A 26,902-nucleotide genomic window follows, 5' to 3' on the forward strand; every position below is an offset into this window, starting at 1 on the left:
TCAGTTGCCCTCGAACACCGGCCGCTCCTTCGCCAGGAACGCGCGGTAGGCCCGCTCGAAGTCCGCCGTCTGCATGCAGATCGCCTGCGCCTGCGCCTCGGCCTCGATCGCCGCCGGCAACGACATGTCCCACTCCTGGTCGAGCATCGTCTTGGTCATCGCGTGCGCGAAGCTCGGACCGGCCGCGAGCGAGGCGGCGAGCTCCGCGGCCTCGCCCTCCACGTCGTCCGCCACGCGGTTGAAGAAGCCCCAGCGCTCCCCTTCGGCGGCGTCCATCGAGCGGCCCGTGTAGAGCAGCTCGGCCGCGCGCCCCTGGCCGACGATCCGCGGCAGCATCGCGCACGCGCCCATGTCGCACCCGGCCAGCCCGACGCGCGTGAACAGGAACGCGACCTTCGCGCGCGGCGAGCCGAGCCGCAGGTCGGCCGCGGTCGCGATCATCGCCCCGGCGCCCACGCAGACCCCGTCGACGGCCGCGATCACCGGCTTGCCGCAGCCCTTGATGGCCTTCACCAGGTCGCCCGTCATGCGCGTGAAGCGCAGCAGCTCCGGCATCGTCATCTCGGTCAGCGGCCCGATGATGTCGCGCACGTCGCCGCCGCTGCAGAAGTTGCCCGCCTCGCCGGCGATGACGACGACGTCGCACGAGTCGTCGTCGACCAGCCCGCGGAAGTGGTCGCGCAGCGCCGCGTAGGACGCGAACGTGAGCGGGTTCTTGCGCTCCGCCCCCACGAGCGTGACGAAGCCGACGCGCTCGCGGACGTCCCAGCCGAACTCAGCCATGCACACCACCGCCGTCGATCAGCAGCGTCTGCCCGTTGATCGCGCCCGCCTCGTCGGCCGCGAAGAAGCGCACGGCGAACGCGACCTCCTCGGGCTCGATCAACCGGCCGAGCGGCGTCATCGCCACCAGCGCCGCCTCGCCGTCCTGCCCGGTGCGCGCCCCGATGTTCGCGATCGTCGCGTCCGTCATGTCCGACCGCACGTAGCCCGGGCAGACGCAGTTCGCGGTCACGCCGGTGCCCGCCAGCTCGGTCGCCAGCGACCGCGTGAAGCCGAGCACCGCGTGCTTGGACGCGGTGTACGCGCTCGTGTAGCGCGAGCCGGCCACGCTCGCCACGGAGGCCACGGTCACGATCCGCCCCCGGTTGCGCTCGCGCATCCCCGGCAGGACCGCGCGCGTGCACAGGAACGCGCCGGTCGCGTTCACCCCGAGCTGGCGCTCCCACTCCTCCAGCGACGTGCGGTGCACCGGCGCGCTGGACGACACGCCCGCGTTGTTGACGAGCACGTCGACCTCGAGCCCGCCGAGCACGGAAGCCACCGCCGCCTCGTCGGTCACGTCCATGTCCGCGCTCCCCAAGGCGATGACGTCGTCACCCGCGAACGCCGCCGAGATGGCCGCGCCGATCCCGCGCTTGCCACCCGTCACCACGACCGTGCGGCTCACGCGGTGACCGCCGAGTCGAAGCGCCGCAGCGGCATCCGCCGCACGTCCTTGCCCGTCTGCGGCTCGCGCGAGCCCGACCGGTACTGCGGGATCCACTCCATGTCCACTCCTTGGTCGGCGGCGGCGTGCAGGGTCCAGTGCGGGTCCCAGAGGTGCGGGCGCGCCAGCGCACACAGATCCGCGCGGCCCGCGAGGATGATCGTGTTGACGTCGTCATAGGACGAGATGGCGCCGACCGCGATCACAGGGATGCCCGCCTCGTGGCGGATGCGGTCGGCGTACGGCGTCTGGAACGAGCGCCCGTACGCCGGGCGCTGATCGGGCACGACCTGACCGGTCGAGACGTCGACGATGTCGCAGCCCGCCTCCCGCAGCCGGTGCGCGAAGGCCACCGCGTCGTCACCGTCGAAGCCGCCCTGCACCCAGTCCGTCGCGCTGATCCGCACGGACATGGGCCGGCTGTCCGGCCACACGTCCCGGCACGCCTCCAACACCTCGAGCGGGAACGTCGCGCGGTCGCGCCCGTACTCGTCCGTGCGCCGGTTCGTCCGGGGCGACAGGAACGACGACAGCAGGTAGCCGTGCGCCATGTGGATCTCCAGCAGGTCGAAGCCCGCGAGCACCGCGCGGCGCGTCGCGGCGACGAACTGCGCGACCACGTCGTCCATGTCCGCGCGGGTCATCTCGCGCGGCACCTGGTGGCGCTCGTCCCAGGGCAACGGCGACGGCGCGATCAACGGCCAGCCGCCGTCCTCCAGCGGTTCGTTGTCGCCCTCCCACATCAGCTTCGTCGCGCCCTTGCGGCCCGCGTGCCCGAGCTGCGCGCCGATCGCCGACCGCGAATGGGTGTGCACGAAGTCGACGATCCGCCGCCACGCGTCCACGTGCTCGTCGCGGTACAGCCCGCCGCAGCCGGGGGTGATCCGCCCGTCCGCCGACGTGCAGATCATCTCGGTCATGACGAGCCCGGCGCCGCCGATCGCGCGCGCCCCGAGGTGCACGAGGTGGAAGTCGCCCGGCGTGCCGTCGACCGACGTGTACATGTCCATCGGCGACACCACGACCCGGTTCTCGAGCGTCAGCGACCGCAGCCGCAGCGGCGTGAACATCGGTGGCGACGACGCGACCGACGCCACGAGCTCCGGGTCGCGCAGCTTCAGCTCCCCGTAGGTGATCCGGCGCGAGCGCGTGAGCAGGTTGAAGGCGAACCGCTTCGGCTCCTGCCCCATGTAGCGGCCGATGCCCTCGAACCACTCGAGCGAGCCCTGCGCCGCCCGTTGCGTCGACTCCACGATCGGCCGCCGCTCGGCCTCGTAGGCGTCGAGGTCGCCCTCGCGCACCGCCCACGCCAGCGAGATCGCGTCCTCCATCGCCAGCTTCGTGCCGGACCCGATCGAGAAGTGCGCGGTGTGCGCCGCGTCCCCGAGCAGCACGACGTTCCCGCGCCGCCAGACGGGGTTGCGCACGGTGACGAAGTTGATCCAGCGGGTGCGGTTCTCGATCAGCCGGTAGCCGAACAGGTCCTCGCACTGCGCGCGGTCGAGCTCCACACCCGCGCTCTCGACGATGAACGTCGAGCGCGAGTCCGAGTACGGGTACGCGTGCACCTGCACGACGCCCTCCGGCGTCTCGGCGATGATGAACGTGAAGGCGTCGAAGACGTGGTCGGTGCCGAACCAGGCGTAGGTCGCGCGCCGGCGGTCCAGCTCCGGCTCGAAGCCGTACGCGCCGCGCAGCGTGCTGTTGACGCCGTCCGCGGCCACGACCAGGTCGCCGTCGAGCCGCGAGACCTCGCTGCGGAACCGCAGATCCACGCCGAGTGCCGCCGCCCGTCGCTGCAGGACGCCGAGCAGCTCGCGCCGACCCATCGCCGAGAACCCGTGCCCGCCGCTCGTCACCGTCTCGCCGCGGTAGCGCACGTCGATCGCGCTCCAGCGCACGAACGCGGACGCGATCTCCGCGTAGGACTCCGGGTCCGCCGCCTCGAACGCAGCCAGCGTCTCGTCGCTGAAGACGACCCCGAAGCCGAACGTGTCGTCGGGCGCGTTGCGCTCGTGGACGACCACCTCGGACGTCGGGTCCAGGCGCTTCAACAGGATCGACAGATACAGCCCGCCGGGGCCGCCGCCCGCGATCGCGATCCGCATACGCCGGGACCCTACTCCCGCCACATATCCTTCGGCCTCACATGGCTAGACCCGTCACTCTGATCAGCGGCCAGTGGGCCGATCTGCCGTTCGAGACGCTCGCCGAGAAGCTCGGCCAGTGGGGCTTCGACGGCATCGAGATCGCCTGCTGGGGCGACCACTTCGACGTCGACCAGGCGCTCTCCGACGACGCCTACGTCAAGAACCGCCGGGAGATCCTCGAGCGCAACGGCTTGAACGTGTGGGCGATCGCCAACCACCTGCTCGGGCAGGCGGTCTCGGATCCGATCGACGCGCGCCACCAGGCGATCGTGCCGCCGGACGTGTGGGGCGACGGCGACCCCACGGGCGTCCAGCAGCGCGCCGCCGAGAAGATGAAGGACACCGCGCGCGCCGCGGCCAAGCTCGGCGTCACGACCGTCACCGGCTTCACCGGCTCCCCGGTCTGGCACATGCTCTACTCGTTCCCGCCAAACGACTTCGCCGAGATCGAGCGCGGCTACGAGCGGTTCGCCGAGCAGTGGAGCCCGATCATCGACGTGTTCGACGCCGAGGGCGTGAAGTTCGCGCTCGAGGTCCACCCGACGGAGATCGCCTACGACTTCGTCACCACGCGCAAGACGCTCGACGCGCTCGACAACCGCCCCGGCTTCGGCATCAACCTGGACCCGAGCCACTTCGCGCACCAGTTCCTGGACACCGCGGAGTTCGCGATCGAGTTCGCGGACCGGATCTACCACGTGCACGTCAAGGACTCGATCAAGCGCCTCAACGGCCGTCGGTCGATCCTGGGCTCGCACATCAACTTCGGCGAGCTCGAGCGCGGTTGGGACTTCGTCTCCCCCGGGCACGGCGACGTCGACTTCGAGGACCTGTTCCGCGCCCTGAACCGGATCGGCTACCAGGGCCCGCTCTCGATCGAGTGGGAAGACTCGGGCATGGACCGTGACTGGGGCGCGCCCGACGCGCTCGCCTTCGTGCGCCGCACCGACTTCTCCCCGTCCACCGTCGCGTTCGACGCGGCCTTCGAGCGCAAGTAGGCGACAGCTCGCCCTGCGGGCTCGTGTCGCTTGGACCCGTCGCCCAGGGGGCGTCGGGTCCCGCCGCGGGTCGGTCTCGGCGTCGGCGGCGCCTCAGGCGTCGCCGCGCTGGACCCGCATCAGGTACTCGATGTGCGCGCGCATCGCCTTCTCGGCGGCCGCGGGCTGGTTGCGGCGCACGGCCCGCTGGATGTCACGGTGCTGGCGCAGGATCTCGTCGCCGTCGGTGCGGCTGCCGATCTCCTCGATCAGCTTCGGCTGCAGCACTTCGAGGATCCAGTCGGTGAACGCGCGCAGCAGCTCGTTGTCCGCCGCGCGGGCGAGCGTCTGGTGGAAGCGGGTGTCGGCGTCGTTGAAGGGCGGCGTGCCGGGCGTGTGCCCGGTGGCGTCGTCGATCGCCGCCTGCAGCTCCGCCGCCGTCTCCTCGGTCGCGTTGAGGGCCGCCAGCCCCGCGAGCGGCACCTCCAGGAACAGGCGCGCGTCGAGCAGCTCGCCGAGCGAGACGCTCTCGGTGGCCAGCATCATCGAGATCGACTCGCTGACGTTGCGGCTCATCCCCTCTCCCGGCGTGCGCGCGACGAAGATGCCGCCGGCGCGCCCGCGGCCGACGCGGATCAGGTGCGAGGAGGCGAGCAGCCGCAGCCCTTCGCGCAGCGTCGGTCGGCTGACGCCGAACTCGGCCGCCAGCTCCTGCTCCGTGCCGATCCGGTCCCCCGGCCGCAACCCCTCGCGCTCCAGATAGCGCCGGAGCTCGAGCGCGATCTGGTGGCTGGCGTCGACGCTGGCGGGGGCGAAGCGGGGTTCGGGAAGCTCGGACGCGGACGACATCTGGCGCGGCGGGATCCTAGGTCTCGAGGGCGGACAGACCCTCGCGGAGGAAGGCGAGGGCGGTTTCGAAGGCTTCGGTCGTCGCGACGTGCTCGCGCGCCGCGTGCGCGTTGACCGCCAGCAGCGTGCTGACGACCGCCTCGGCGACGATCTGCGCCGGCAGCGAGTCGGGCTCCTCGCCGAGGTCCTGCGCGATCCCGCGCGCGACGTGGCGCTTCATCGGCCGCATGTAGCCGCGCTGCAGCCCCCACAGGTCCTCGTCGCTGGCGATGGCGGCCTCGCGCAGGCGCGGGAAGTCATCGTCCTTGCTGGCTCCGTGGTGGACGAGCGCGGCTTCCGCGCCGAGCTGGATCGACTCCTCGTCGTGCAGCCAGGCACGCAGGACGTCGAACGTCTGCTCACCCGGTGCGCGCACGGCCAACCGCTGCGCGAAGCGGTCGATGGCCGCCTGGTAGACGTCGAAGACGATCCCTTCCTTGCTGGGGAAATAGGTCGAGACGGTGCGCGGCGACACCTCCGCCGCCTCCGCGATCGCCGGGATCGTCGTGGCCGCGAAGCCGTCGCGCGCGAACAGGTCCAAAGCCACCCGGGTGATCGTGGCCCGGGTGCGTTCCTTCTTGCGCTCGCGCAGATTCGAAGTCGCCACGGCGCGAACCATACCCCTACTGAGTGCAATTCAACGCAAAATTGCGAGCAATTGCAACTTTGCGAGCGCATGCAGCGTTATCCTGACCCCGCTCCCGAACCAATGACCAGACCGAGATGCTTGACCTTCATTCCAGCCACCACGGCCCATCTTTGGGGAGTAGCGTGATGGGGGAAGGTCGTCGAGGCATGGTGGTGAGCACGCACCTGCAGCGCCTGAGCGCGTACGCCGCGCTCCTTGGCGAAGCGCTGGGTGAAGACGCCGACATCCTGCGCGTCGCGAGCCGTCTGCACGACGTCGGCATGGCCGGCACGGCGGACACGGCGCTGACCAAGCCCGGCCCGCTGACGCGCGACGAGCGTCGCGAGATGCAGGAGCACGCCGAGCTCGGCCACGCGATGCTCAAGGGCTCGGGGATCGACGTGCTTGACGCGGCCGCCGAGATCGCCCTCACGCACCACGAGCGCTGGGACGGCACGGGCTACCCACGCCGGCTGGAAGGCGAGGACATCCCCTTGGCCGGGCGCATCCTCGCGGTCGCCGACGCGTTCGACGCGATGACCACGGACCGCGTGTATCGCCCCGCGGGCACGGTCGAGGAGGCGGTCGACGCGCTGCGCGCGGAGCGCAACCGCCAGTTCGACGCGCGCGTGGTGGACGCGTTCCTGGACCGGCTGGACCAGGTGCGCGCGATCCTCGCGGAGTTCCCCGCGCCGGCCGAGGCGCCGGACCCCGCGCGTGACGGCGACGGCGCGCCGATGACGCTGCAGGCGGCGGCGGCCACGCTCGCGATCTCCCCCTCGCGGCTGCGCCGCTGGGCCGACGAGGGCCGCATCTCCGCGGTGCGCACCGCCGGCGGTCACCGGCGCTTCCCGCTCGAAGCGGTCCGCCGCCTGGCGACCGAGCGCGGCGTGCGGCCGAACGTCCGCCCGGTCGAGCCGCCCGAGGAGCCGCTGCCCGTGCTCGCCCAGCAGCTGCGGGGCTACGGCGCGCAGATGGTGTCCGCGGCCTCCACCGCCGTGTACCGCGAAGGGCCGCAGGGCTGGTTCGCCTCCGAGCTCGCGCACGAGGACCTGCGGGAGTGGCTCGGCACGCTGCAGACGGCGGCCGAGCGCGGCGACTACGCGCCCGCGCTCCAGGCGTCGGACGCGCTGATGAAGCGTGCGCACTCGCACGCGGCCAGCCTGCTCGAGCGGCACGCGTTCCTGGAGCGCTTCGGCCAGGTGGCCGTGCGGGCGCTCGTGCGCGCAGGCGCCGCGCGCACGGAGATCGCCTACACGCGTCGGCTCTTCACGGCGCTCCAGCAGGGCCTGCTCGAGAAGCGCGGCTAGCCGCCGCGTCACTCGTATGGCCGCGAGTGGGTAGAGGACCCTCGTGGCGAAGAACCAGCGATTCATGCCCGTCCCTCCCACCGCGGTCTGGTCGGTGCTCGCCGACCCGCCCGCGTACGGCTACTGGGTCGTCGGCTCCAAGTACATCCGCGACGCCGACGACGCCTTCCCGGCGGTCGGGACGAAGCTGCACCACACGATCGGCGTGGGCCCGCTGACGCTCAGCGACCACACGGAGGTGCTCGAGGCCGAGCCGCCGCGGCGGCTGAAGCTGCGCGCGAAGGGACGGCCGCTGGGAACAGCGTCGGTCGAGCTGCAGCTCGAGACGCGAGACGGCGGCACGCAGGTCACGATCATCGAGGACCCCGACCAGGTCTGGACGCCGCTCAAGTACAACCCGCTGCTGCAGCTCGCGACGCGCGTCCGCAACGCGGAGTCGCTCGCACGGCTCGAGGAGCTGGCGCTGCGCTGGCAGGAGAAGCGCGCGTGAAGGGCTCGATCTGGCTGGACGCGCAGGGACCGTCGTTCCCGCGCCTGGACGGCGACGTCACCGCGGACGTCGCGGTGGTCGGCGCCGGCATCGTCGGCGTGACCGCGGCGCGGCTGCTGCACGAGGCGGGCGCACGCGTGGTGCTGATCGACGCCAACCGCGTCGGGCACGGCGTCACCGGCCACACCACCGCCAAGGTGTCCTCCCAGCACGGGCTGATCTACGCCCAGCTGCGTGACCAGCACGGGCCCGAGGCGGCCGCCGCCTACGGCAGCGCGAACGAGGCCGCGCTCGACTGGATCGCCGAGCGCGCCGTCGACGCCGACTTCCGCCGCCGTGCCTCGTACGCGTACGTCACCTCCGAGGCCGACCGCGACCAGGTGGTCGACGAGGCGCGCGCCGCGGCGAGTGCCGGGCTGCCCGCGACGCTGGTCGACGACGTGCCGCTGCCGTTCGCCACGGCGGGCGCCGTGCGCTTCGCCGACCAGGCCGAGTTCCACCCGCTCAAGCACCTTCACGGGCTCGTGCGCGGGCTGCCGGAGGTGTACGAGCACACGCACGCGGTGCAGGTCGGCGAGTTCGTCCGCACACCCGGCGGGACGATCGCCGCCGAGCACACCATCGTCGCGACGCACTTCCCGTTCCCGGATCGCTCGCTCGCGTTCGCCCGCGCGCACCCGCAGCGCTCGTACGCGATCGTCTGCCGGATCGCCGGCGAGCCGCCGGACGGCATGTTCATCAGCGGCGACTCCCCGACGCGCTCGATCCGCGCGGTCGGCGACCTGCTGCTGGTCGGTGGCGAGGGCCACCGGACCGGCACGGGCGGGGATACCGAGGAGCGCTACGCGGCGCTGGAGACGTTCGCGCGCGAGCACTGGGACGTGCGCTCCGTCGAGCATCGCTGGTCCTCGCAGGACGTCGTGACCGTCGACCAACTGCCGCTGATCGGCCGGATGACGCCGTTCGAGGACCACGTGCTGATGGCGACGGGCTTCGCCAAGTGGGGCATGACCGGCGGCACGGTCGCCGCGCGCCTGCTCACGGACCTCGTGCTCGGACGCGAGAACCCGTACGCGGACCTGTTCGACCCCAACCGGCTCAACCTGCGCGTGAGCGGCCCGAAGCTCCTGCGCGACAACGCTGTCACCGGCGTGCGCTTCGTCGGCGACCGCGTCAAGCACCCGGGACGGCGTGACATCGAGTCGCTGGCGCCGGGCGAGGGCGACATCGTCCGCCTCAACGGCGAGAAGGTCGCCGGCTACCGCGACGAGGACGGCGGGCTGCACGCGGTCTCCCCCATCTGCACCCACCTCGGCTGCCAGGTGAACTTCAACCGGGCCGAGCGCTCCTGGGACTGCCCGTGCCACGGGTCCCGCTACACGGTCGACGGCGACGTCCTCCACGGCCCAGCCGTCCACCGCCTGGAGATCAAGCCGACCTCAACCTGAGCTAAGGCAACCTAAAGGGGTCGGACCCCTTTAGGTTGCGAAGTGGCGCTTGAGGTCGGCGAGCGAGCGGCGCATGACCGCGTCGGCGATCGCCGCGCGCACCGGCCCCGGGACGAACCGCCCGGGGTCGATCCGCAGGTCCAGCTCCGCGCGGGTGCGACCGTCGTCGAGCGCCACGAAGCGCCACTCCCCGGCGAAGTCGCGGAAGTCCCCGCCGAGGTACTCGGAGCCGATCCGCACCGGCTCCTCGTAGATCTGGCGCAGCCGGTACGTGACGCGCTTGACCCGTGCGTCGACCTCGAACTCGATGACCCGCCCGCGCCCGGCCTCGTCGCGCTCGAGCACGCGCGCGGCCTTCACCGCGCCCTGCCATGACGGCAACGCGTCGAAGTCGGTGAGCGCGTCGAAGCACGCCTGGGGCGGCGCGTCGATCACCTCGGTGCGGAGCTCCCCGTACATCTGCCGGGGCTCTACCCGCGTCCCGCCACGTCGCATTCCTCCAGCAGATGGGTAAGGCTTTCGCATGACAGAACCGCACCGGCCACTGGCGGTCGTGACCGGCGCCTCGAGCGGCATCGGGTTAGCCCTCGCCCGCCAGTTCTCCAACCACGGGTTCGACCTCGTCGTCGCGGCGCGCGGACCCGAGATCCACGCCGTCGCCGAGCGGCTCGACGCGGAAGGCGTCGAAGTCGACCTCGCCACACCTGACGGCGTCCGCACGCTGCATCAGCACCTCCGGCACCGGCCGGTCACGGTCCTCGCGCTCAACGCCGGGATCACCGCGCGCAGCGACGACCTGGAGCGCGAGCTCGAGCTGGTCGACCTCAACGTCCGCTCGCTCGTGCACCTCGCGCGGCTCGTCACGGATGAGATGCGGGCCCGCAAGCGCGGGCGCGTGTTGATCACCGCCTCGATCGTCGAGGCCTTCCCTGGCCCCCATCAGGCGGCCTACAACGCGAGCAAGGCGTTCGCGCGCTCGTTCGGCATCAGCCTCCGCCACGAGCTGCGCGAGCACGGCGTGAGCGTCACCGTGCTCGAGCCGGGCGCGACCGACACGCCGATCTTCGAGAAGGCCGACCAGGAGACCACGATCCTCGGCGGGGCGATGCCCAAGGACGATCCCGCCGACGTCGCCGAGCAGGCGTTCGAGGCGCTGATGGCCGGACGCGAGACGGTGGTGGCGGCCTCGATCACGTCCAAGGCCACGCACCTCGTCAGCCGGCTGCTGCCCGATGCGGTGACCGCACGGGTCACCGGCCTGCTCACCAAGCCGCGTTAGCGTGGCCGGACCGCGATGGTGATGCGGCTCACCGCCACGAGCCGGTCCTCGCCGTCGGTGTGGTCGACGTCCCACACCCAGGTCGTGCGGCCGCGGTGACGAGCCTTCGCGCGCGCGGTGATCCACGCACCGCGCGCGGGCTTGAGGAAGCTCGTCTCGTTCGACGAGCCCATCGCCGCGTAGCCGTCCGGGTGGACGACCGCGACCGTCGCCTCGGTCGCGAGCATCTCGGCGAGCGCCGCGTACGCCCCGCCGTGCACCAGCCCGAAGCGCTGGCGCACGCGGTCCTCGACGGGGAAGCGCGCCACGGCTTCCCCGTCGCCGATCGACACCACCTGGAAGCCGAGGACGCCGTCGAGGCAGTCGTCCTCGGCCACGACCTCCCCTCCGACCGGCGGCATGCCTACGGGCAGATGATCACCTCCGCACCGGGCTGCGCGTCGAACAGCCCGTCGACGAACGCGCTGCGCCGCTCGAGCGCCGCGCGCTGGTTCACGTACCCCTTGTCGGTGATCTCGTTCGCGTCCAGCGAGGGCGGCTCCGCCAGCAGGACGACGCGCTCCACGCGGGTCGAGGACCCGGGGTGCTGCTCGTTGTACGCGCGGATCCGCTCACGCACGAACGCGTGGATCTTGGGCGAGCCGACCAGCGCGTCCAGCTCGCCGTCCGGCTCCTCCGCGATCTCGCGCGCCGCGCCGAGGTTCAGCCAGGCGAGCAGCCCGACGTAGTCGCGGTCGTGCCCGCAGACGACGGCGTCCATCAGCAGCGGGGAGGCGGCGGCGAGCGCCTTCACGCGCAGGTTGCCGACGGACACGAACGTGCCGGTCAGCAGCTTGAAGTCCTCCACCACGCGCCCGTCGAAGACGACGCCCTGGTTGGGATCGTCCGGATCCTCCAGCTTGCCGGCGTCGCCCGTGCGGTACCAGCCGTCCTCGTCGAACGCCTTCGCCGTCAAGTCCGGCTGGCCGAGGTAGCCGGGCGTGACGTTGGGCCCCTTCACACGCATCTCGAGCTTGCCCTCGACCGGGACGAGCTTGAGCTCGACGCCCGGCACGGGCACGCCGATCACCCCCGCGCGGTCGATCGGGAAGTGGGCGGCGGTGGCGAGCGGCGACGTCTCGGTCAGCCCCCACGACGAGGTCATCATCACCGGCTCGCCGCGCGCCTCGCGCGCGACGGCCTCGAGCCGCGTCCAGAGGTCCTGCGGCAGCGCGGCGGCGGCGTAGAAGATCAGGTCCAGCCGCTCGAAGAACTTCGCCCGCAGCGCCTCGTCGCGCTCGAGGAACGGCAGCAGCGCGCCGTAGCCAGCGGGGACGTTGAAGTAGATCGTCGGCGCGATCTCCGTCAGGTTCCGCACGGTGATCGGCATCAGCGGCGGCGCCGGCCGGCCCGCGTCGATGTAGAGCGTGCCGCCGCGCTTGAGGATCAGGTTGAAGTTGTGGTTGCCGCCGAACGTGTGGTTCCACGGCAGCCAGTCCACGAGCACCGGCGGCGTGCCGGAGGTGAACGGCCAGATCTGCGCGAGCGACTGCTGGTTCGCGCACAGCATCCCGTGGGTGTTGATCACGCCCTTGGGCATCGCGGTCGAACCCGAGGTGAAGAGGATCTTCGCGACGCTGTCGGGCGTGACCGACGCGAGCGCGTCCTCGACGTCCATCGACGGCGTCGTGTCCAGCAGCTCGGCGAACGGCGTCGCGCCCGCGCCGTGCGACGACAGCACCAGCTCGGCGCCGCCGAAGTCCACGGCCGACAGCACGCCGCCGAACGGCCCGGCGTCCGACGCGTAGACGAGCCCCGGCTTCACGAGCGCGGCGATGTGCTTGACCTTGCCGAAGTCGGCGCTCATCAGCGAGTACGCCGGCGAGACGGGCACGACGGGCACGCCGGCCAGGAAGCCACCTAACGTCAGCAGCGCGTGGTCGATCGCGTTGCCCGACAGGATCAGCACCGGGCGGTCCGGTCCAAGCCCGCGGTCGAGCAGCGCCTGGGCGACGCTGTTCGCCTTGCGCCCGGCTTCACCCCAGGTGAGTTCGATCCAGTTGCCGTCGGGACCGCGCTCGGCCAGGAAAACGCGGTCGGGCGTCTCGCGCGCCCAGTGGCGCAGCAGCAGGCCGAGACTCGCCTCGTAAGGCTCGAGCTCCATCTCGGACTTCAGGATCAGGCTCCCGTCCGGCGCGTCGCGAGCGACGATCCGGGGCGGGGCCAATGCGGGTTGCACGACCGGCATCTCTCTCCTCCTCCAATGAGCCTCTCTCAGGGCCCGAACATACAGCTCCCTACGACCGGCGAACCACCACCGACTTCTGGTCCGTGTAGTAGTCGAGGGCCTCCGACCCGTGCTCCTTGCCGTAGCCGGACGCCTTGAGCCCGCCGAACGGCAGCTCGTCGTAGACCTTGGTGCGCGAGTTGACCCACGTGTAGCCGCAGTCGAGCTCCGTCGCCGCGCGCTCGGCGCGGCGCAGGTCGCTCGTCCACACGCTCGACCCCAACCCGAACGGCGACGCGTTCGCCAGCTCGATCGCCTCGTCCAGGTCCCGCACGCGCCAGATCGGGAGCGCGGGACCGAAGACCTCCTCGACGGCCATCGGCGAGTCCTTGCGCGGCTCGACCACCACGGTCGGCTCGTGGAACCAGCCGCGGTCGAGCCCGTCCGGACGACCTCCGCCGGCCACGACCTCGCCACCGCTCTCGGCGATCTGGCGCTCGAGCTGATCGCGCTGCTTGGCGCTGTGCAGCGGCCCCATCTGGCTGTTGGGATCGTCACCGAGGCCGACCCGCAGGCGCTTGGCCTTGGCCGCGACCGCCTCGATGATCTCGTCGGCGACGCTGTCGAACACGTACAGGCGCTTGATCGCCAGGCACGCCTGGCCGCAGTTGTAGAAGCGGCCCATGGCGGCCGCCGAGGCCGCGGACTTCAGGTCGGCGTCGTCGCAGATGATCATCGGGTCGCTGCCGCCGAGCTCGAGCGTGACGCGCTTGGAGCCGACGGCGGCCAGCGCCGCCACACGCTCGCCGACCGGGGTCGAGCCCGTGAAGGCCACCTTGCGCACGAGCGGGTGACGGACGAGCGCCTCCCCGGCGACCGCGCCGGTGCCCGGCAGCACGGTGAACACGCCCTCGGGCACGCCCGCCTCGGCGAAGATCTCACCCAACCGCAGCGTGGTGAGCGGCGTGCTGTCGGCGGGCTTGGCCACCACCGTGTTGCCGCACAGCAACGCCGGGCCGAGCTTGTTGCACAGCAGCGTGGTCGGGAAGTTCCAGGGCACGATCGCGGCGACCACGCCGAGCGGGCGCCGGAGCACGCGTCCGTCGACGTCGGTGTCGACGTTGTGGATCGACACGGCCCGCACCTGGCGCGACAGCCCGGCGTAGTGCTCGAGCGTGTCGGCCGCCTTGCGCAGCTCGATCTTGGCTTCGCGGATCGTCTTGCCCTGCTCGCGCACGAGGATCGGCGTCAGCTCGTCGACGTGCGCCTCGAAGGCCTCGGCCATCGCGTGCAGGACCTTGCCGCGGTCGGCGTAGCCGAGGCGTCCCCAGTCGCGCTGCGCGGCGTGCGCGGCGCCCACCGCGCGGTCGACGTCCTCGGGCGTCGCGGCCGGGACGGACGCGACCGGCTCCCCCGTTCCCGGGTTGACGATCTCAAGACTGGTCATTGACCCGCGTCAAATTAGACGATACGCTCTCGCTCGTCAACATGATGTCTCACGTTGGAGGAGCCGTGGAGGTCGTCGCGCCCCGAACCGAGGACGAGGTCCGAGCGCATCTGGCCGCCGGCAAGCTCGTCGAGGGCTTGCAGCACATGTCCCCCGAGTACCTGAAGGGGATCCGCCGCATCCTCACCGTCTCGGCCGACACCGAGCTCGTCTCCGCGCCCGCCTACCTGCGCGCCGCGTCGCACGCGCCGGCGCTCAACAACTTCGGCTCCGCGGTCTCGATCATCCAGGACGAGCTCGCGCACGCCCACATCGGCTACCGCCTGCTCGGGGACCTCGGCGTCGACATGCCGGCGCTCATCTACGAGCGCGAGGCGCACGCCTTCAAGTACCCGTACGCGTTCGACGTGCCGCTGGACTCCTGGTACGAGCTCGTGCTGGCCAACGCGCTCTACGACCAGGCCGGCTTCGTGCTCTTGAGCGACGTGCACCAGTCGTCCACGTTCGGCCCGTGGAAGCGCGCGCTGGCCAAGGTCGACAAGGAGGAGACGTTCCACCTGCGCCATGGCCGCACGTGGGTGAAGAAGTTCGCCGCCGACCCCGACCACAAGCGCAAGCTGCAGGCGTCGCTGGACTGGATGTTCATCCTCACCCTCGAGTGGTTCGGGCTGCCGGACGAGCGCAAGAAGCACGGCATCCAGCTCGAGTACGGCTTCAAGGGCAAGACCAACGACGAGCTGCGCCAGGACTGGATGGGCCACGTCGTCCCGTTCATGGACGAGGTCGGCCTCGACGTGCCCGCGCACTTCGACGAAGAGGCGCAGCGCTACGTCATCGACTGCCCGTTCCCGCAGCAGTTCGACGGCGAGAAGAAGCAGTGGGGCGGCGTCGAGATCGGCTGGGACGAGGTCATGACGCGCTGGAAGGGGCGCGGGCCGATGAACGAGACGTACGTCGCGAAGCTGCAGAAGGGCTACCGCGGATGAGCGTCGAAGCCCGGCTGTGGGAGGCCCTGACCGAGGTCGAGGACCCGGAGATCCCGATCTCCGTCGTGCACATGGGGCTGATCGTCGCGATCGCCTACGACGCCGGCGTGGTCGACCTCAAGCTCACGTTCACCGCGATGGGCTGCCCGGCGATGGAGTTCATCCAGGACGACATCCGCGAGCGGCTGCTGGCCGAGCCCGACGTCGACGAGGTGCGGATCGAGATCGTCTGGGACCCGGTGTGGACGCGCAAGCTGATCCGCGAGGAGGCGCGCGGGCGCATGCGCGAGCTGGGGATCGTGGCGTGATCTGGGAAGTCTTCGCCCGCAAGGCCTACGAGGACCCGCTGCACCACGTGGGCACGGTCACCGAGTCCGACGAGGACCTCGCGCTCGTGTCCGCCCGCTCGATCTACGACGAGCAGCCGTGGATCCACATGATCATCGTGCCGCGCGACTCGATCCGGGAGGCGATCAAGCCATGAAGACCCTCCTCGCCTCCCTGGCCGACAATAAGGCCGCGCTGGGCCGCCGCTACGCGGAGTGGGCGGTGAGCGCCCCGACGCTCGAGAGCGCCGTCGCCGCCGCCGCGATGGCGCAGGACGAGCTCGGCCACTCCCGTTCCACCTACCCCGTGCTGAAGGGGCTCGGCGTGGACGCCAACGAGGACGGCTTCGGCGGCGACAAGCGGCTCGCGCTGCTCGACGACGAGCTGCCCGACTGGAACGCGTTCATCGCCGCGAACCTGCTGGTCGACGGCGTGCTCACGACGTTCGTCGCCTCCTGCGTGGACTCGACGCTCACGCCGATGGCGCAGCGCGCGAAGAAGATCCTCCAGGAGGAGGGCTCGCACCGCGCGCACGGCGAGGCATGGGCGCGCCGCCTGTGCCGCGGCGAGCAGCGCGACGCGTTCGTGGCCCGGCTGCTGGAGACGTGGGAGCACGCGGGCCGCTGGGTCGGCCCGGACGACGACGCCGAGCTGCGCGCCGCGGTCGAGGCCGGCGAGGTCTCCCGCGACGCGGCCGCGCAGCGCGAGCTCATGCGCGCCTGGCTGACCGAGCTGCTGGCCGCCGAGGGCGTGGACGTGACCCTGCCCGAGCTGACGTTCGACGGCTGGGACGCCGAGCGCCGCCGGTGGCCGGCGTGACCTGCCCGTTCTGCGACTCGGCGCAGGTCGAGCGCGTCGCGCAGTGGGGCGGCCAGATCATCACCGCGCAGTGGCGCTGCACGGCGTGCAACTCGTACTTCGAAGCCGTCCGCGACGACTACAACGACACTCCGGCGAGCACGCCGAGCGCGAGCGAGCCCAGCACCGGCGCCGCCGCCAGCGGGCGCCAGAACGCGAACCGCCCCGAGGCGGCGTAGACCGACAGCACGAGGGCGCCCGCCAGCAGGCCGCCCTCCACCAGCCCGAGGACGATGCCGGCCGACAGCGTCTCGCCGCGCTCGGTCGCGTGCCCGGGCTCGGCCGCGCTGGCGGCCACGAACAGCGCGATGATCGCGCCGAACAGCCAGCCGAGCCACAACAGCACGGCGGCGACCCCCGCGGCGATCCGACCGGCGACGTTGTCCACACGCGGGGTTCTACACGGCGGCGAGCCCGCGCGGCGCGGCGCCCGCGTACAGCGCGGTCGGCCGGATCAGGCGGCCCTCGCGCTTCTGCTCGAGCACGTGCGCCGACCAGCCCGCCGTGCGCGCGCAGACGAACAGCGGCGTGAACAGCTCCGGCGGGACGGCGGCGCAGTCGAGCACGACCGCCGACCAGAACTCGACGTTGGTGGCGAGCACGCGGTCGGGCTTGCGCTCGGCGAGGGCCGTCAGCGCCGCCGCTTCCAGCGCCTCCGCGGCTTCGAACCGTGGCGCGCGCAGCTCGCGCGCGGTGCGGCGCAGCACGCGGGCGCGCGGGTCCTCGGCGCGGTAGATGCGGTGGCCGAAGCCCATCAGGCGCTCGCCGGCGTCGAGCGCGGCGTTCACCCAGCCGGCGGCGTCTCCGCTGCGCTCGACGGCGTCGAGCATCTTCAGCACGCGGCTGGGCGCGCCGCCGTGGAGCGGGCCGGAGAGCGCGCCGATGCCGGCCGAGAGGGCCGCGGCGGCGTCCGCGCCGGTGGAGGCCACGACCCGCGCAGTGAACGTCGAGGCGTTCATCCCGTGCTCGGCGGCCGAGACCCAGTAGGCGTCGATGGCGCGCGCGTGCGTCGGATCGGCCTCGCCCCGCCAGCGCACCAGGAAGCGCTCGGCCAGCGTGCCGTCGGCGGGCATCGGGACGATCGGCAGGTCCGCCCCGCGCGCCGACTGGGCGACGAAGTCGAGCGTCAGGGCGGAGATCGCCGCGAGGTCCTCGCGCGCCCGCTCGTCGGTGCTGTCGATCAGCGGCTCCAGCCCCGCCCCGAGCGCGGCGACGGCCGCTTGCGCGTCGGCCCGCGTGTCCCCGCTGCGCAGCGGGAGCTCACGCGGCGGGCGCGGCAGGAGGCCGGGCGCCGGCGTGCCGTCCACGAGCAGGCCCCAGACGTCCTCGAAGGGCACGCGTCCCGCGAGCTCCTCGAGGTCGACGCCGCGGTAGCGCAGCGCGCCGCCCTCGCGGTCCGGCTCGGCGATCTGCGTGGCGAAGGCGACGACGCCCTCCAGTCCCGACTGCACTGCGCTCATGTCCTGGTCTCCTGTTGCCGCCGCCGGTGCCGGCGGGCCTTCTCGACGTTGCCGCAACCGCGAATCGAGCACCAGCGGCGGTTGCCGGTGGGCGAGCGGTCGAAGAAGCGGGCGCTGCAGGTGTCGGACGCGCACACCCGGATCCGGTCGGCGGCGCCGAACATCTCGACGGCGTCGCGCGCGACGAGCCCGAGGGCGTGCGCGACCGGGTCGGCCGGGGGCGCGGGGACGAGCGCGAGCGTGCCGTCGACCCGCACGACGGCCTCCGCACGTGCCGCGTGCGGCAGCGCTGCCGCCAACGCCTCCAGCGTGTGCTCCGGGACCGGTTCGCCGGCCAGCGCGGCGACCACGCCGTCGTTGATCGCCTCCCGCAGCTCGCGCGCACGCTCGAGCGCCGGGCCCGTCACGGGTGGGACGGTGTCCAGCAGCTGCGCCTGGACCAGCCACTCGCCCAGGTCCGCGCCGGTGACGAGCGTCTCGACGCACCGGTTCCAGCGCTCACGGAACGTGTTCGTGAAGTCCAGCGCGGGCCGCCCGCCGAGCCAGTACCACCACGGCGCGCCGCGCTCGAGCGGGAGCGAGAGATCCGCGGGGAGGTCCATAACCATATGATTGCGTCTATGGGGGTTACGCGCAACCAGCACATCACCGTCGTCACCGGCGGCGCACGCGGGATCGGCGCCGCCGTGTGCACGCGCCTCGCCGCGGACGGACACGACGTCGTCATCGGCTTCCGCGCTGCCGAGGACCGAGCGGAGGCCGTCGCGGAGGCCGTCCGCGCCGCCGGCGCGCGTGCCGTCACCGTGCGGATGGACACGGCCGACCCCGACGACGTCGACCGCCTGTTCGACGCCGCGGCCGAGCTCGGGCCGGTCACCGGGCTCGTCAACAACGCCGGGATCGTCGGGCCCGTCGGGCGTCTGGTGGACCTGCCGGTCGACGAGCTCCCACGCGTGTACGCCGTCAACGTGGTCGGCGTGCTGCTGTGCGCACGCCGTGCCGCCCGGGACATGCTCGGGCGTGGCGGCGTGATCGTGAACATCTCCTCCGGCGCCGCCACGCTCGGCTCGCCCAACGAGTACGTGCACTACGCGGGCTCGAAGGCCGCCGTGGACGCGATCACCGTCGGGCTGGCGAAGGAGCTCGGCCCGGACGGCATCCGCGTCAACTGCGTCGCCCCCGGGACGATCTGGACCGAGATCCACGCCGACCCGGAGCGCCCCGCGAAGGTGGCGGAGCGCGTGCCGCTCGGCCGTGCCGGCGAGCCCGAGGAGATCGCGGGTGCGGTCGCGTGGCTGCTCAGCGACGACGCGAGCTACACGACCGGCGCGATCCTGCGGGTGGCCGGCGGGATGTAGCGGTCAGCCGGGGACGTGGATGTGACCCTCGGCGACGAGCACGGCGGTGCCGGACAACGTCACCGCGGCCCCCTCGATGCGGAGGCGAAGCCGGCTCGGCCGGCCCATCGCATGGCCCTGCTCGACGACGACCTCCGGACCGGCCACCGACCCGGATTCCACCAGCGACCACGCGAGCGGCCCGGCCGCGGTGCCGGTGGCCGGGTCCTCCCACAGCCCGACGGTCGGGTTGAAGAAGCGCGCGTAGGGGTCCGGGCCGTCCAGCGCGTAGAGGTAGCACCCCTCCGCGCCCGCTTCGGCCAGCACCTGCTTGAGCGCGGGCGCGTGCGGCGCGGCGCGGTCGACCGCCTCCCGGCCGGACGCCGGCACGAGCAGGTGTGGCGTACCGGTCGAGACGACTCGGCCGGCCGTGAGATCCTCCGGGTCGAGCGCGAGCGGCGCGGCGAGGGTGGCCGCCGCGACAGTCCCCGCCGACCGGACGGGCTCGCCCTGCCGCATGGAGACGGAGAACCGCTCACCGGCACGCTCGATGGTCAGCGGCAGCTCGTCGTCGCCGATCCGCTGGACGTGATCGCCCGGCCCGACTTGGCCGTCGTGCGCCAGCCACCACCAGGCGCCGAGCGCGTTGTGCCCGGCACCGCCCACCTCGGCGCGGCCGGTCGTGAACGACCGCAGGCGACGCGTCGCGCCCCCGTCGCCGGGAAGCACGAACGTCGTCTCGGACTGGTTGAACTCGCGCGCGATGTCCGCGAGCACGTCGTCGCTCAGGCCCTCGCCGCCGTCGACGACGGCGAGCGGGTTGCCGGTGAGCGCGACGTCGGCGAACACGTCGACGAGCGCGAAGCGGAGAGCGGGCATGAGCGCCATTCTCCGCATTCGCGGCTCAGCGCGTGTAGACGCCGCTGTCGAGGTCCTCCAGCAGGGTCGGGCCGGTCGGCTCCCAGCCGAAGCGCTCGCGGGTGACGGCGCTGGACACGCGCATGTCGGCGGCGAAGAAGTGGCCGAGCCAGCTCAGCCGCTCCGGCGCGACCGGCTCCGTCGGCAGCCCGAGCGCGCGCCCGACGGCCTCGGCGATCCGTTTCGTCGGCACGCCCTCCTCGGCGACCGCGTGGACGACGGTCGCCGGCGGCGCCTGCTCGAGCGCCAGGCGCACGACCCGCGCCGCGTCGTGCTGGTGCACGGCCGACCAGTGGTTGGCGCCGTCGCCGACGTAGCCGGAGACGCCGTTCTCGCGCGCGAAGCCGACGAGCGCCGCGACGAAGCCGGGGTCGCCGGTGCCATGGACGGTCGGCGGGAAGCGGAGCACGACCGAGCGGACCCCGCGGTCGGCGAGGGCGAGCGTCGTGGCCGCGTTGGCGATCCGCGGATGGCCACCCGGGTCCGCCTCGTCCTGCTCGGTCGCGGCCCGCCCGGTCGCCAGGCCGAGCACGCCGGACGCCATCAGCAACGGCTTGTCCGTGCCCTCGAGCACCCGGCCGAACGTGTCGATGGCGGCGGCGTCGAGCTGGGCCGCCTCGGCCATCTGCGAGAAGTCGTGGTGGTAGCCGAGGTGGATCACGCCGTCCGTGGACGTCGCGCCCGCGGCCAGGCTGTCGAGGTCGTTCAGATCCCCGCGGTGCACTTCGGCACCCAGCGCGGCGACCTTCTCGGCCGATGCGTCCGACCGGGCGAGGCCGAGCACCTGATGTCCGTTCGCAAGCAGCTCCCGGGTGACGGCCGAGCCGATCCAGCCCGATGCCCCGGTGATGAAGACGCGCATGTCGAGACCTCCAGAAGTCATGTGATGTCACAGCGCGACATCAACGTAGCACGTGATGTCACACCGTGTCATTACACTGGTCCTCGTGGCGCGATGGGAGCCGAATGCGAGCGGTCGCCTCCGCGAGGCGGCGCTGGACCTGTACACCGAGCGCGGGTACGAGCAGACGACCGTCGGCGACATCGCCGAGCGAGCCGGGCTGACCGCCCGCACGTTCTTCCGCTACTTCGCCGACAAGCGCGAGGTGCTGTTCGCGCGCGGCGACGAGCTGCAGCACGCCGTGCGCGCCGCCGCGGTCGAGGCGCCCGAAGGCATGCCGACGATGCGGGTCGTGGCGGCCGTGCTCGACGTGATCGCCGAGCTCGTCGGCCGCGACCGCGACCACTCCCGCCGCCGCCAAGCCGTGATCGACGCCACGCCGGAGCTGCAGGAGCGTGAGCTGATCAAGCTCGCCCGCCTCTCCGCCGTCCTGCGGGAAGGCCTGCGCGAGCGCGGCGTGCCCGACCCCGAGGCCGGCCTCGCGGCGGAGACCGGCATCGCGATCTTCCGCGTGGCCTTCGAGCGCTGGATCACCGCCCCGGACGAGCGCGAGCTCATCGACGTGATGCGTGAGGCGACCGCGCGCCTCGAGACGCTCGTCGCGCCGCGCTAAGCGGCCTGCAGCAGCTCGTCGACGACCCCGACGAGCTCGTTGCCGAAGAACGGCTTCGGCCGGAAGGCGTCGCGTCCGGGCCGCAGCCGCTCGAGCTGCTCGGGCTCGGGCTTCGTCCCGCTGAACATCAGGACCGGCACGTCGCTCAGGTCCCGCAGCCGCTCGAGCGTCTCCCACCCGTCCAGCTCCGGCATGCGCACGTCGAGCACCACCAGGTCCGGGCGCGTCTCGTAGAACGTGCGCAGCCCCAGACGGCCGTTGTCAGCCGTGACGACCTCGTGGCCCGCGCGCTCGAGCAGCATCCGCACGACCGTGGAGAGGTCGGGCTTGTCGTCGATCACGAGAATCCGGTGCGCCATGGACACCCATATTGGGACCGGGCGGTCCGCGTGCAACTGCACGTTCGTCCAGACCGGTAGCCCGGCTGACGTAACGTTCCGCCCGCTGCCGGACACAGACGGACCGATGATCGGCTCCACCCTCCTCGCCACCGCCGCCGTGTTCCACGGCACCCCGTTCCCGCCGGAGCAGGCGCCATGGCTCGTGTCCCTCACGACCCGCGGGCCGTACTGCGGAGGCGCGTTGATCGCGCCGGACCGCGTCGTCACAGCGGCCCACTGCGTCCAGGGCGCGGACCCCGGGCGGGTCAGCGTCCGGCTGAGCGGCCGCCGGCGGGCCTGGCGCGGCGCGATCTTCCCGACCTCGTACCGGGAGATCCCCTCGCCGGTGCACCCGGAGGACCCGAGCGCCTCCGGCACCGTCGACGACATCGCCGTGCTGCTGCTCGAGGAGCCCGTGACCGACGTCGCGCCGGTGCCGGTCGCCGCCCCGGCGCCCGCGGTCGGCGAGCCGTCGGTGACGCTCGGCAGGGGCCGCACGGGCCCCGCCCCCTCCGCCGGCTCGGCGGTCGCCCTGGCGGCGAACCAGGTGGTGAGCGACGGCTGCGCGTCCGCCTACGGCTCCAGCCTGTTCCACCCCGCCCGGCACCTGTGCACGCTCGACCCGACGGCGAACGCCGCGCAGGCTTGCGCGGGAGACAGCGGCGGGCCGGTCATGGTGCAGCGCAACGGCGGTTGGGCGCTCGCGGGCGTGGTCACGTGGGGCGGCGAGACGCAGGGCCGCGACTGCGGCGAAGGGCTCCCGGACGTGTCCGAGCGGATCGCCGCGCACGCCGGCCTGCTGACGCGGGCGGGGACGGTGGCGCCGTGGGCCGAGCGACGCGTGCGCGTTCGTCGCTCCGGTGCGGTGCGCCGGTGCGTGGTCGGCACGTGGCACCCGGCCGCCGCGACCTTCAAGGTGCGGTGGTGGCGCGAGGGCGCCCCGAAGCTCGACGGCCAGCAGCTCACCCCCGGCAAGCGCATCTACCTCGAGGGCGGCGGGAAGACGCGGACGGTGAAGTCGGGCAAGGTCGGCTGCTCGGTGACGGCACGGACCGCCGGCGGCTGGGCCACCGAGGACTCCTACAACCGGCGGTGAGTCAGGACTGGTAGTCGCGCAGACCGCGCGAGGGCGGGCCGAGCTGCCGGTCCAGGCGCAGGCTTCCGACCAGCACGGCCAGCAGCATCAACGCGTAGCCCGCCCAGCCTCCGACCGCGCGGCTCACGACGAACATGAGGACGACCGCGGTGATCCAGACCAGCGGACGCCACGGGATGGCCGGCAGCGCGAACCGGCGCCGCGGCGGCTCGGGATGATCGCCGGGCAGCCCCCACCCTGACCCGGGGTCCTTGACCAGGCCAACGAACATGCATCTCACGGTACCGCGTTCCCGTGGCGAGACGAGCAGCGCGTAACAGAACGCACACGCTGGTCAAGTTGCGTAGTGTCAAACGCTTGCGTCTGCGCAATCGTGAGCAGAACGCCTAAATTTGTTGCACGCTTCGTCTACCCAGGTACCGTTGCGACGGATGACGGACTTGCTGCATCAGGACACCGGCGTGCACGTCGATCTGGACGGTGGCTCGCTCACGATCGCCGACGCCGTGCGGCTCGCTCGTCACGGCGGAACCGCGACGCTCTCCCCCGCGGCGGCCCGCCGCGTCGAGGCCGCGCGTGCGCTCAAGCAGGACCTGATCGCGCGTGAGATCCCGATCTACGGCGTCACCACCGGCTTCGGGGACAGCGCGCACCGTCAGATCGCGCCCGAGAAGGCCGCGGCGCTGCAGCAGAACATGCTCCGCTTCCTCGGCGCCGGCACGGGCCAGACCGCGAACCCCGAGGTGACGCGGCTGACGATGCTGTTCCGCGCGAACTGCCTGGCCAAGGGCAATTCCGGCGTGCGGTTGGAGGTCATCGAGCAGCTGCTCACGCTGCTCAACCACGACATCCTGCCGCTCATCCCCGAGCGCGGCTCGTGCGGCGCGTCCGGCGATCTCGTCCCGCTGTCGTACGTCGGCCGCGCGCTCGTCGGTGAGACCGAGGTGCTCTACGACGGCGACGTCCGCGAGGCGATCGACGTGCTCACCGACCTGGGCATCAAGCCGCTCGAGCTGGAGGCCAAGGAAGGGCTCGCGCTCACCAACGGCACGTCGTTCATGTCCGGGTTCTCCGTGCTGGCGGCGCACGACGCGCGTGAGCTCGCGTTCGTCGTCGAGCTGTGCACGGCGATGGCGTCGCAGGCGCTGGCCGGCAACCACGGCCACTTCAACGCCTTCCTGTTCGAGGCCAAGCCGCACCCGGGGATCATCGAGAGCGCGGCCAACGTCCGGATGCTGCTCGACGGCTCCGAGCTTACGCACGACGCGGAGGAGATCGTCCCGCTCGACGGCGCCGGCTTCCGCGAGCTCACACGCTCGGTGCAGGACAAGTACTCGGTCCGCTGCGCGCCGCACATCGTCGGCGCGCTGCGCGACACGCTCGAGTGGGTGGACCGCTGGATCGAGGTCGAGATCAACTCGTCCGACGACAACCCGCTGTTCGACGTCCCGGGCGGCCGCGCCCAGAGCGGCGGCAACTTCTACGGCAGCCACATGGCCCAGGGCATGGACGCGCTGAAGATCGCGCTGGCCAACCTGTGCGACCTGATGGACCGCCAGCTCGAGCTGGTGGTGGACGAGAAGTTCAACGCGGGCCTGACGCCCAACCTGATCCCGTACTTCGCCCACGACGACTTCGAAGCCGGTCTCCATCACGGCTTCAAGGGGATGCAGCTCTCGTGCTCGGCGCTCACCGCCGAGGCCTTGAAGCTGTGCAACCCGGCGAGCATCCATTCGCGCTCGACCGAGGCCCATAACCAGGACAAGGTCTCCATGGGGACGATCAGCGCGCGTGACGCGCGCTCGATCGTGGAGATCGCCCAGCACATCGCCGCGATCCACCTGATCGCGCTCTCGCAGGCACTCGACCTGCGCGGAGTCGACCAGGCCAGCCCCAAGGTCCGTGAGGCCCACGCGCTCATCCGCGCGCGTGTCGCCCCGCTGGACCGCGACCGACGGATGGACCGTGACATCGCCTCCGTCGTCGAGCTGATCCGGTCGGGCGAGCTGAGTCACGTCCTGGCGTAGGAGGGGTTGCGCGGGGCGACCCTCGTCTGGGAGGGTCGCCTCGTGCGCATTGCCGTCGTCGTCGCGCTCGTCGTCTTCTTCGGAGTCGTCGGCCGCGCGGGCGCGGCGCCGTTCGTCATCGGGGCGGGCAGCCAGCCCTCGGTCGCGGTCGATGGCGCCGGCACGGCCCACATCGCGTGGAACGGGCCGGAGGTCAACCAGCACGCGCCGCGCTACTGCCGGCTGCCGCGCGGGGCGACCGCGTGTGACGTCGCGTTGACGCTGCCACCCACGGCGGGGACCGACACGACGACGCGGCCGTACGTGTCATTGAGCGGGGGCCGCGTGTCGGTGCTGGTGCATCGCTTCGGGCCGGTGACCGAGCTCACGCAGTACGTGTCGACGGACGGTGGGCTCAGCTTCACGTCGCGGACGGCGGGCGGCAACGTGCCGATCTACGAGGCTGCGGACGGCCCCGGCGACAGCGTCTCGATCGTGACGAACGCCGACGGACGCGGTGGGCTGTTCCTCAACGCGCCGTTGACGGGCACCCCGCCGGCGGGGTTCGCGGTGTTGGACACGACGCGGCCCTACTACGGATCGGTCGGGATGGACGGGGCGGTGCCGGTCGTGACGTCCAGCACCGCCGCGGGCGACGCCGTCTGGCGGCGGTACTCCGGGACCGGCGACCTCAACGCCGCGTCGAGCTGGACGCCGCCGGCGGCGATCGGGGCGGTGGACTACCCGCGGCTGGCGAGCGGCGCGCCCGGCCTGTTCCTGCTCGCCGGTGACGCGGCGGGGACGATGTCGGTGCGGCGCTGGACCGGCGCGGGCTTCGGCGCACCGGCGGCGATCGGGCCGGGTGACGCCAGCGAGTCGCACCTCTCCGTGGACGCGGGCGGGCGACTGCACGCCGTCTACCCGCGGCTCGACGCGCAGGGCTACCACCTCCAGCACTCGGTCTCCGACGACGGCGTCAGCTGGCAGTCCGGCAGCGTGCTCGTGCAGACCGACGACGAGGAGGGCGGCCTGCGGGTCGCCGCAGCGGCGGACCACGTCGGCGTCGCGGTGTGGTCGAGCCGTGTGGCCGGCGCACCGGAGATCCGCGTCCAGGCCATCGGGCCGGGCGCTCCGGCCGCGCCTCCCCCACCACCGCCTCCTCCGCCACCGCCGCCGGAGCCGCAGCCGGTCGCCGGCCGGACGGTCGTGGTGGTGCCGAGCGGGACCGTGCGGGTGCGGCTCGCGGGCCGGTCGACGTTCACCGCACTCACGGCGCTCGACGACGTGCCGATGGGCGCGACGCTGGACACCAAGCGCGGCGCGGTGGTCCTGCGGGCCCGCAACGCACGCACCGGGGCGATCGAGACCGTGCGGCTCTCCGACGGCTGGTTCAAGGTCAGCCAGAGCGGGCGCGTCGTGGACTTCACGCTCAACGAGCCGCTCGCGCGGTGCGCGCGGCGTGGCCGCGCGGCGGCGAAGAAGCCCAGGTCGCGGAAGCTCTGGGGCGACGGGAAGGGTGCGTTCCGCACCTCCGGCAAGTACAGCGCGGCGACGGTCCGCGGGACGCGCTGGCTCGTGCAGGACACGTGCGCGGGCACGACCACGCGGGTCACGCAGGGCTCGGTGACGGTCACGCACGGCAGGAAGCGCGTGGTCGTCCGGGCTGGACGGAAATACGTGGCTCGCGCTCGACGTTGAAGCTACCTTG

31 protein-coding genes are annotated in these 26,902 nt (G+C 72.4%); 15 read left to right on the plus strand and 16 right to left on the minus strand.

The features are described from left to right. From C8N24_RS30625 to C8N24_RS30635, 3 genes are read right to left on the minus strand one after another with little or no spacing between them, the layout of a single operon-like run. On the minus strand, positions 1-783 hold the full coding sequence (locus C8N24_RS30625; RefSeq protein WP_121257428.1) for an enoyl-CoA hydratase family protein: 783 nt from the start codon (positions 781-783) through the stop codon (positions 1-3). After that, a complete protein-coding gene (locus tag C8N24_RS30630) occupies positions 776-1,450 on the minus strand; it encodes an SDR family NAD(P)-dependent oxidoreductase (RefSeq protein WP_245972024.1) in 675 nt (224 codons plus the stop codon). Before C8N24_RS30630 ends, C8N24_RS30625 begins: the two co-directional genes overlap by 8 nt. Further along, entirely contained in the window at positions 1,447-3,597 is a 2,151-nt protein-coding gene (locus C8N24_RS30635) for an oxidoreductase (RefSeq protein WP_121257432.1), read from the minus strand. The genes C8N24_RS30630 and C8N24_RS30635 overlap by 4 nt, the downstream gene beginning before the upstream one ends. Before the next feature lie 41 nt (positions 3,598-3,638). Between C8N24_RS30635 and C8N24_RS30640 the strand changes: the two genes are divergently transcribed. After that, positions 3,639-4,637, plus strand: coding sequence for a sugar phosphate isomerase/epimerase family protein (locus tag C8N24_RS30640; protein WP_121257434.1), 999 nt, complete (start codon positions 3,639-3,641; stop codon positions 4,635-4,637). Between the two features lie 93 nt (positions 4,638-4,730). Here the strand turns inward: C8N24_RS30640 and C8N24_RS30645 are convergent, their stop codons facing one another. Continuing rightward, positions 4,731-5,465, minus strand: coding sequence for a FadR/GntR family transcriptional regulator (locus tag C8N24_RS30645; RefSeq protein ID WP_121257436.1), 735 nt, complete (start codon positions 5,463-5,465; stop codon positions 4,731-4,733). A gap of 16 nt (positions 5,466-5,481) precedes the next feature. Beyond that, positions 5,482-6,111, minus strand: a complete 630-nt coding sequence (locus C8N24_RS30650; RefSeq protein WP_170179532.1) for a TetR/AcrR family transcriptional regulator — start codon at positions 6,109-6,111, stop codon at positions 5,482-5,484. A 188-nt stretch (positions 6,112-6,299) separates the two neighbouring features. On the opposite strand from C8N24_RS30650, the gene C8N24_RS30655 reads away from it, so the two are divergent. From C8N24_RS30655 to C8N24_RS30665, 3 genes are all read left to right on the plus strand, one after another. Beyond that, positions 6,300-7,442: an HD domain-containing phosphohydrolase gene (locus C8N24_RS30655; protein WP_170179533.1), complete on the plus strand. Its 1,143-nt coding sequence runs from the start codon at positions 6,300-6,302 to the stop codon at positions 7,440-7,442. A 64-nt stretch (positions 7,443-7,506) separates the two neighbouring features. Further along, on the plus strand, positions 7,507-7,932 hold the full coding sequence (locus C8N24_RS30660; protein ID WP_147448064.1) for an SRPBCC family protein: 426 nt from the start codon (positions 7,507-7,509) through the stop codon (positions 7,930-7,932). Further along, positions 7,929-9,380, plus strand: coding sequence for an FAD-dependent oxidoreductase (locus C8N24_RS30665; protein WP_211340192.1), 1,452 nt, complete (start codon positions 7,929-7,931; stop codon positions 9,378-9,380). The genes C8N24_RS30660 and C8N24_RS30665 overlap by 4 nt, the downstream gene beginning before the upstream one ends. Before the next feature lie 30 nt (positions 9,381-9,410). Here the strand turns inward: C8N24_RS30665 and C8N24_RS30670 are convergent, their stop codons facing one another. Further along, on the minus strand, positions 9,411-9,839 hold the full coding sequence (locus C8N24_RS30670) for a type II toxin-antitoxin system RatA family toxin (RefSeq protein WP_170179534.1): 429 nt from the start codon (positions 9,837-9,839) through the stop codon (positions 9,411-9,413). A gap of 64 nt (positions 9,840-9,903) precedes the next feature. On the opposite strand from C8N24_RS30670, the gene C8N24_RS30675 reads away from it, so the two are divergent. Next, positions 9,904-10,659: an SDR family NAD(P)-dependent oxidoreductase gene (locus C8N24_RS30675; RefSeq protein WP_121257446.1), complete on the plus strand. Its 756-nt coding sequence runs from the start codon at positions 9,904-9,906 to the stop codon at positions 10,657-10,659. Here the strand turns inward: C8N24_RS30675 and C8N24_RS30680 are convergent. The 3 genes from C8N24_RS30680 to C8N24_RS30690 are packed head-to-tail and all read right to left on the minus strand — an operon-like array spanning position 10,656 to position 14,312. Beyond that, positions 10,656-11,060: a PaaI family thioesterase gene (locus C8N24_RS30680; RefSeq protein ID WP_121257448.1), complete on the minus strand. Its 405-nt coding sequence runs from the start codon at positions 11,058-11,060 to the stop codon at positions 10,656-10,658. The two genes, C8N24_RS30675 and C8N24_RS30680, sit on opposite strands and share 4 nt — an antisense overlap. Before the next feature lie 2 nt (positions 11,061-11,062). After that, the gene (locus tag C8N24_RS30685) at positions 11,063-12,886 is read right to left on the minus strand and encodes a feruloyl-CoA synthase (protein ID WP_121257450.1); all 1,824 of its coding nucleotides are present in this window, start codon (positions 12,884-12,886) and stop codon (positions 11,063-11,065) included. A gap of 49 nt (positions 12,887-12,935) precedes the next feature. Continuing rightward, a complete protein-coding gene (locus C8N24_RS30690; protein WP_121257452.1) occupies positions 12,936-14,312 on the minus strand; it encodes an aldehyde dehydrogenase family protein in 1,377 nt (458 codons plus the stop codon). Positions 14,313-14,377: 65 nt separating this feature from the next. Between C8N24_RS30690 and C8N24_RS30695 the strand changes: the two genes are divergently transcribed. The 5 genes from C8N24_RS30695 to C8N24_RS35760 are packed head-to-tail and all read left to right on the plus strand — an operon-like array spanning position 14,378 to position 16,662. Further along, the gene (locus C8N24_RS30695) at positions 14,378-15,298 is read left to right on the plus strand and encodes a Phenylacetic acid catabolic protein (protein WP_211340193.1); all 921 of its coding nucleotides are present in this window, start codon (positions 14,378-14,380) and stop codon (positions 15,296-15,298) included. Next, complete coding sequence (locus C8N24_RS34440; RefSeq protein ID WP_121257454.1) at positions 15,295-15,606, plus strand: metal-sulfur cluster assembly factor; 312 nt, start codon at positions 15,295-15,297, stop codon at positions 15,604-15,606. Before C8N24_RS30695 ends, C8N24_RS34440 begins: the two co-directional genes overlap by 4 nt. Beyond that, entirely contained in the window at positions 15,603-15,782 is a 180-nt protein-coding gene (locus tag C8N24_RS34445) for a hypothetical protein (protein WP_170179535.1), read from the plus strand. The genes C8N24_RS34440 and C8N24_RS34445 overlap by 4 nt, the downstream gene beginning before the upstream one ends. Next, the gene (locus tag C8N24_RS30710; protein ID WP_121257456.1) at positions 15,779-16,444 is read left to right on the plus strand and encodes a Phenylacetic acid catabolic protein; all 666 of its coding nucleotides are present in this window, start codon (positions 15,779-15,781) and stop codon (positions 16,442-16,444) included. The genes C8N24_RS34445 and C8N24_RS30710 overlap by 4 nt, the downstream gene beginning before the upstream one ends. Further along, the gene (locus C8N24_RS35760) at positions 16,441-16,662 is read left to right on the plus strand and encodes a PaaD-like zinc ribbon domain-containing protein (protein ID WP_425474474.1); all 222 of its coding nucleotides are present in this window, start codon (positions 16,441-16,443) and stop codon (positions 16,660-16,662) included. Before C8N24_RS30710 ends, C8N24_RS35760 begins: the two co-directional genes overlap by 4 nt. Here the strand turns inward: C8N24_RS35760 and C8N24_RS30715 are convergent. Genes C8N24_RS30715 through C8N24_RS30725 form a run of 3 tightly spaced genes read right to left on the minus strand, consistent with a single transcriptional unit; the run spans position 16,563 to position 18,545 of the window. Next, the gene (locus C8N24_RS30715; protein WP_121257458.1) at positions 16,563-16,871 is read right to left on the minus strand and encodes a hypothetical protein; all 309 of its coding nucleotides are present in this window, start codon (positions 16,869-16,871) and stop codon (positions 16,563-16,565) included. The genes C8N24_RS35760 and C8N24_RS30715 overlap by 100 nt on opposite strands. Positions 16,872-16,881: 10 nt before the next feature. After that, positions 16,882-17,943, minus strand: coding sequence for a citrate synthase 2 (locus tag C8N24_RS30720; RefSeq protein WP_121257460.1), 1,062 nt, complete (start codon positions 17,941-17,943; stop codon positions 16,882-16,884). Next, positions 17,940-18,545 carry a CGNR zinc finger domain-containing protein gene (locus C8N24_RS30725; protein WP_170179536.1) on the minus strand — a complete coding sequence of 202 codons (606 nt, stop codon included), beginning with the start codon at positions 18,543-18,545 and terminating at the stop codon, positions 17,940-17,942. Before C8N24_RS30725 ends, C8N24_RS30720 begins: the two co-directional genes overlap by 4 nt. An 18-nt stretch (positions 18,546-18,563) precedes the next feature. Here C8N24_RS30725 and C8N24_RS30730 point away from each other — a divergent pair, with 18 nt between their 5' ends. Beyond that, positions 18,564-19,301, plus strand: coding sequence for an SDR family NAD(P)-dependent oxidoreductase (locus C8N24_RS30730; RefSeq protein ID WP_121257464.1), 738 nt, complete (start codon positions 18,564-18,566; stop codon positions 19,299-19,301). 3 nt (positions 19,302-19,304) lie between these two features. Here the strand turns inward: C8N24_RS30730 and C8N24_RS30735 are convergent, their stop codons facing one another. Together C8N24_RS30735 and C8N24_RS30740 are read right to left on the minus strand one after the other, a co-directional pair. Further along, on the minus strand, positions 19,305-20,159 hold the full coding sequence (locus tag C8N24_RS30735; protein WP_121258157.1) for a PhzF family phenazine biosynthesis protein: 855 nt from the start codon (positions 20,157-20,159) through the stop codon (positions 19,305-19,307). 25 nt (positions 20,160-20,184) lie between these two features. Next, positions 20,185-21,060, minus strand: a complete 876-nt coding sequence (locus tag C8N24_RS30740) for an SDR family oxidoreductase (protein ID WP_121257466.1) — start codon at positions 21,058-21,060, stop codon at positions 20,185-20,187. An 85-nt stretch (positions 21,061-21,145) separates the two neighbouring features. Here C8N24_RS30740 and C8N24_RS30745 point away from each other — a divergent pair, with 85 nt between their 5' ends. Further along, entirely contained in the window at positions 21,146-21,712 is a 567-nt protein-coding gene (locus C8N24_RS30745; protein WP_121257468.1) for a TetR family transcriptional regulator, read from the plus strand. Here C8N24_RS30745 and C8N24_RS30750 read toward each other — a convergent pair. After that, positions 21,709-22,071, minus strand: coding sequence for a response regulator (locus C8N24_RS30750; protein WP_121257470.1), 363 nt, complete (start codon positions 22,069-22,071; stop codon positions 21,709-21,711). The two genes, C8N24_RS30745 and C8N24_RS30750, sit on opposite strands and share 4 nt — an antisense overlap. Before the next feature lie 106 nt (positions 22,072-22,177). Between C8N24_RS30750 and C8N24_RS30755 the strand changes: the two genes are divergently transcribed. Then, positions 22,178-23,188, plus strand: a complete 1,011-nt coding sequence (locus C8N24_RS30755; RefSeq protein WP_170179538.1) for a S1 family peptidase — start codon at positions 22,178-22,180, stop codon at positions 23,186-23,188. Between the two features lies 1 nt (position 23,189). On the opposite strand, the gene C8N24_RS30760 is transcribed toward C8N24_RS30755, so the two are convergent. Continuing rightward, positions 23,190-23,459, minus strand: a complete 270-nt coding sequence (locus tag C8N24_RS30760; RefSeq protein ID WP_121257474.1) for a hypothetical protein — start codon at positions 23,457-23,459, stop codon at positions 23,190-23,192. Positions 23,460-23,619: 160 nt separating this feature from the next. Here C8N24_RS30760 and C8N24_RS30765 point away from each other — a divergent pair, with 160 nt between their 5' ends. Continuing rightward, positions 23,620-25,215, plus strand: a complete 1,596-nt coding sequence (locus tag C8N24_RS30765; protein WP_121257476.1) for an HAL/PAL/TAL family ammonia-lyase — start codon at positions 23,620-23,622, stop codon at positions 25,213-25,215. Positions 25,216-25,257: 42 nt separating this feature from the next. Then, on the plus strand, positions 25,258-26,892 hold the full coding sequence (locus tag C8N24_RS30770) for a hypothetical protein (RefSeq protein WP_147448066.1): 1,635 nt from the start codon (positions 25,258-25,260) through the stop codon (positions 26,890-26,892). Positions 26,893-26,902: the final 10 nt, after the last annotated feature.

The sequence above is a fragment of the Solirubrobacter pauli genome (genome assembly GCF_003633755.1).
GTDB classification, from domain to species: Bacteria; Actinomycetota; Thermoleophilia; order Solirubrobacterales; family Solirubrobacteraceae; genus Solirubrobacter; species Solirubrobacter pauli.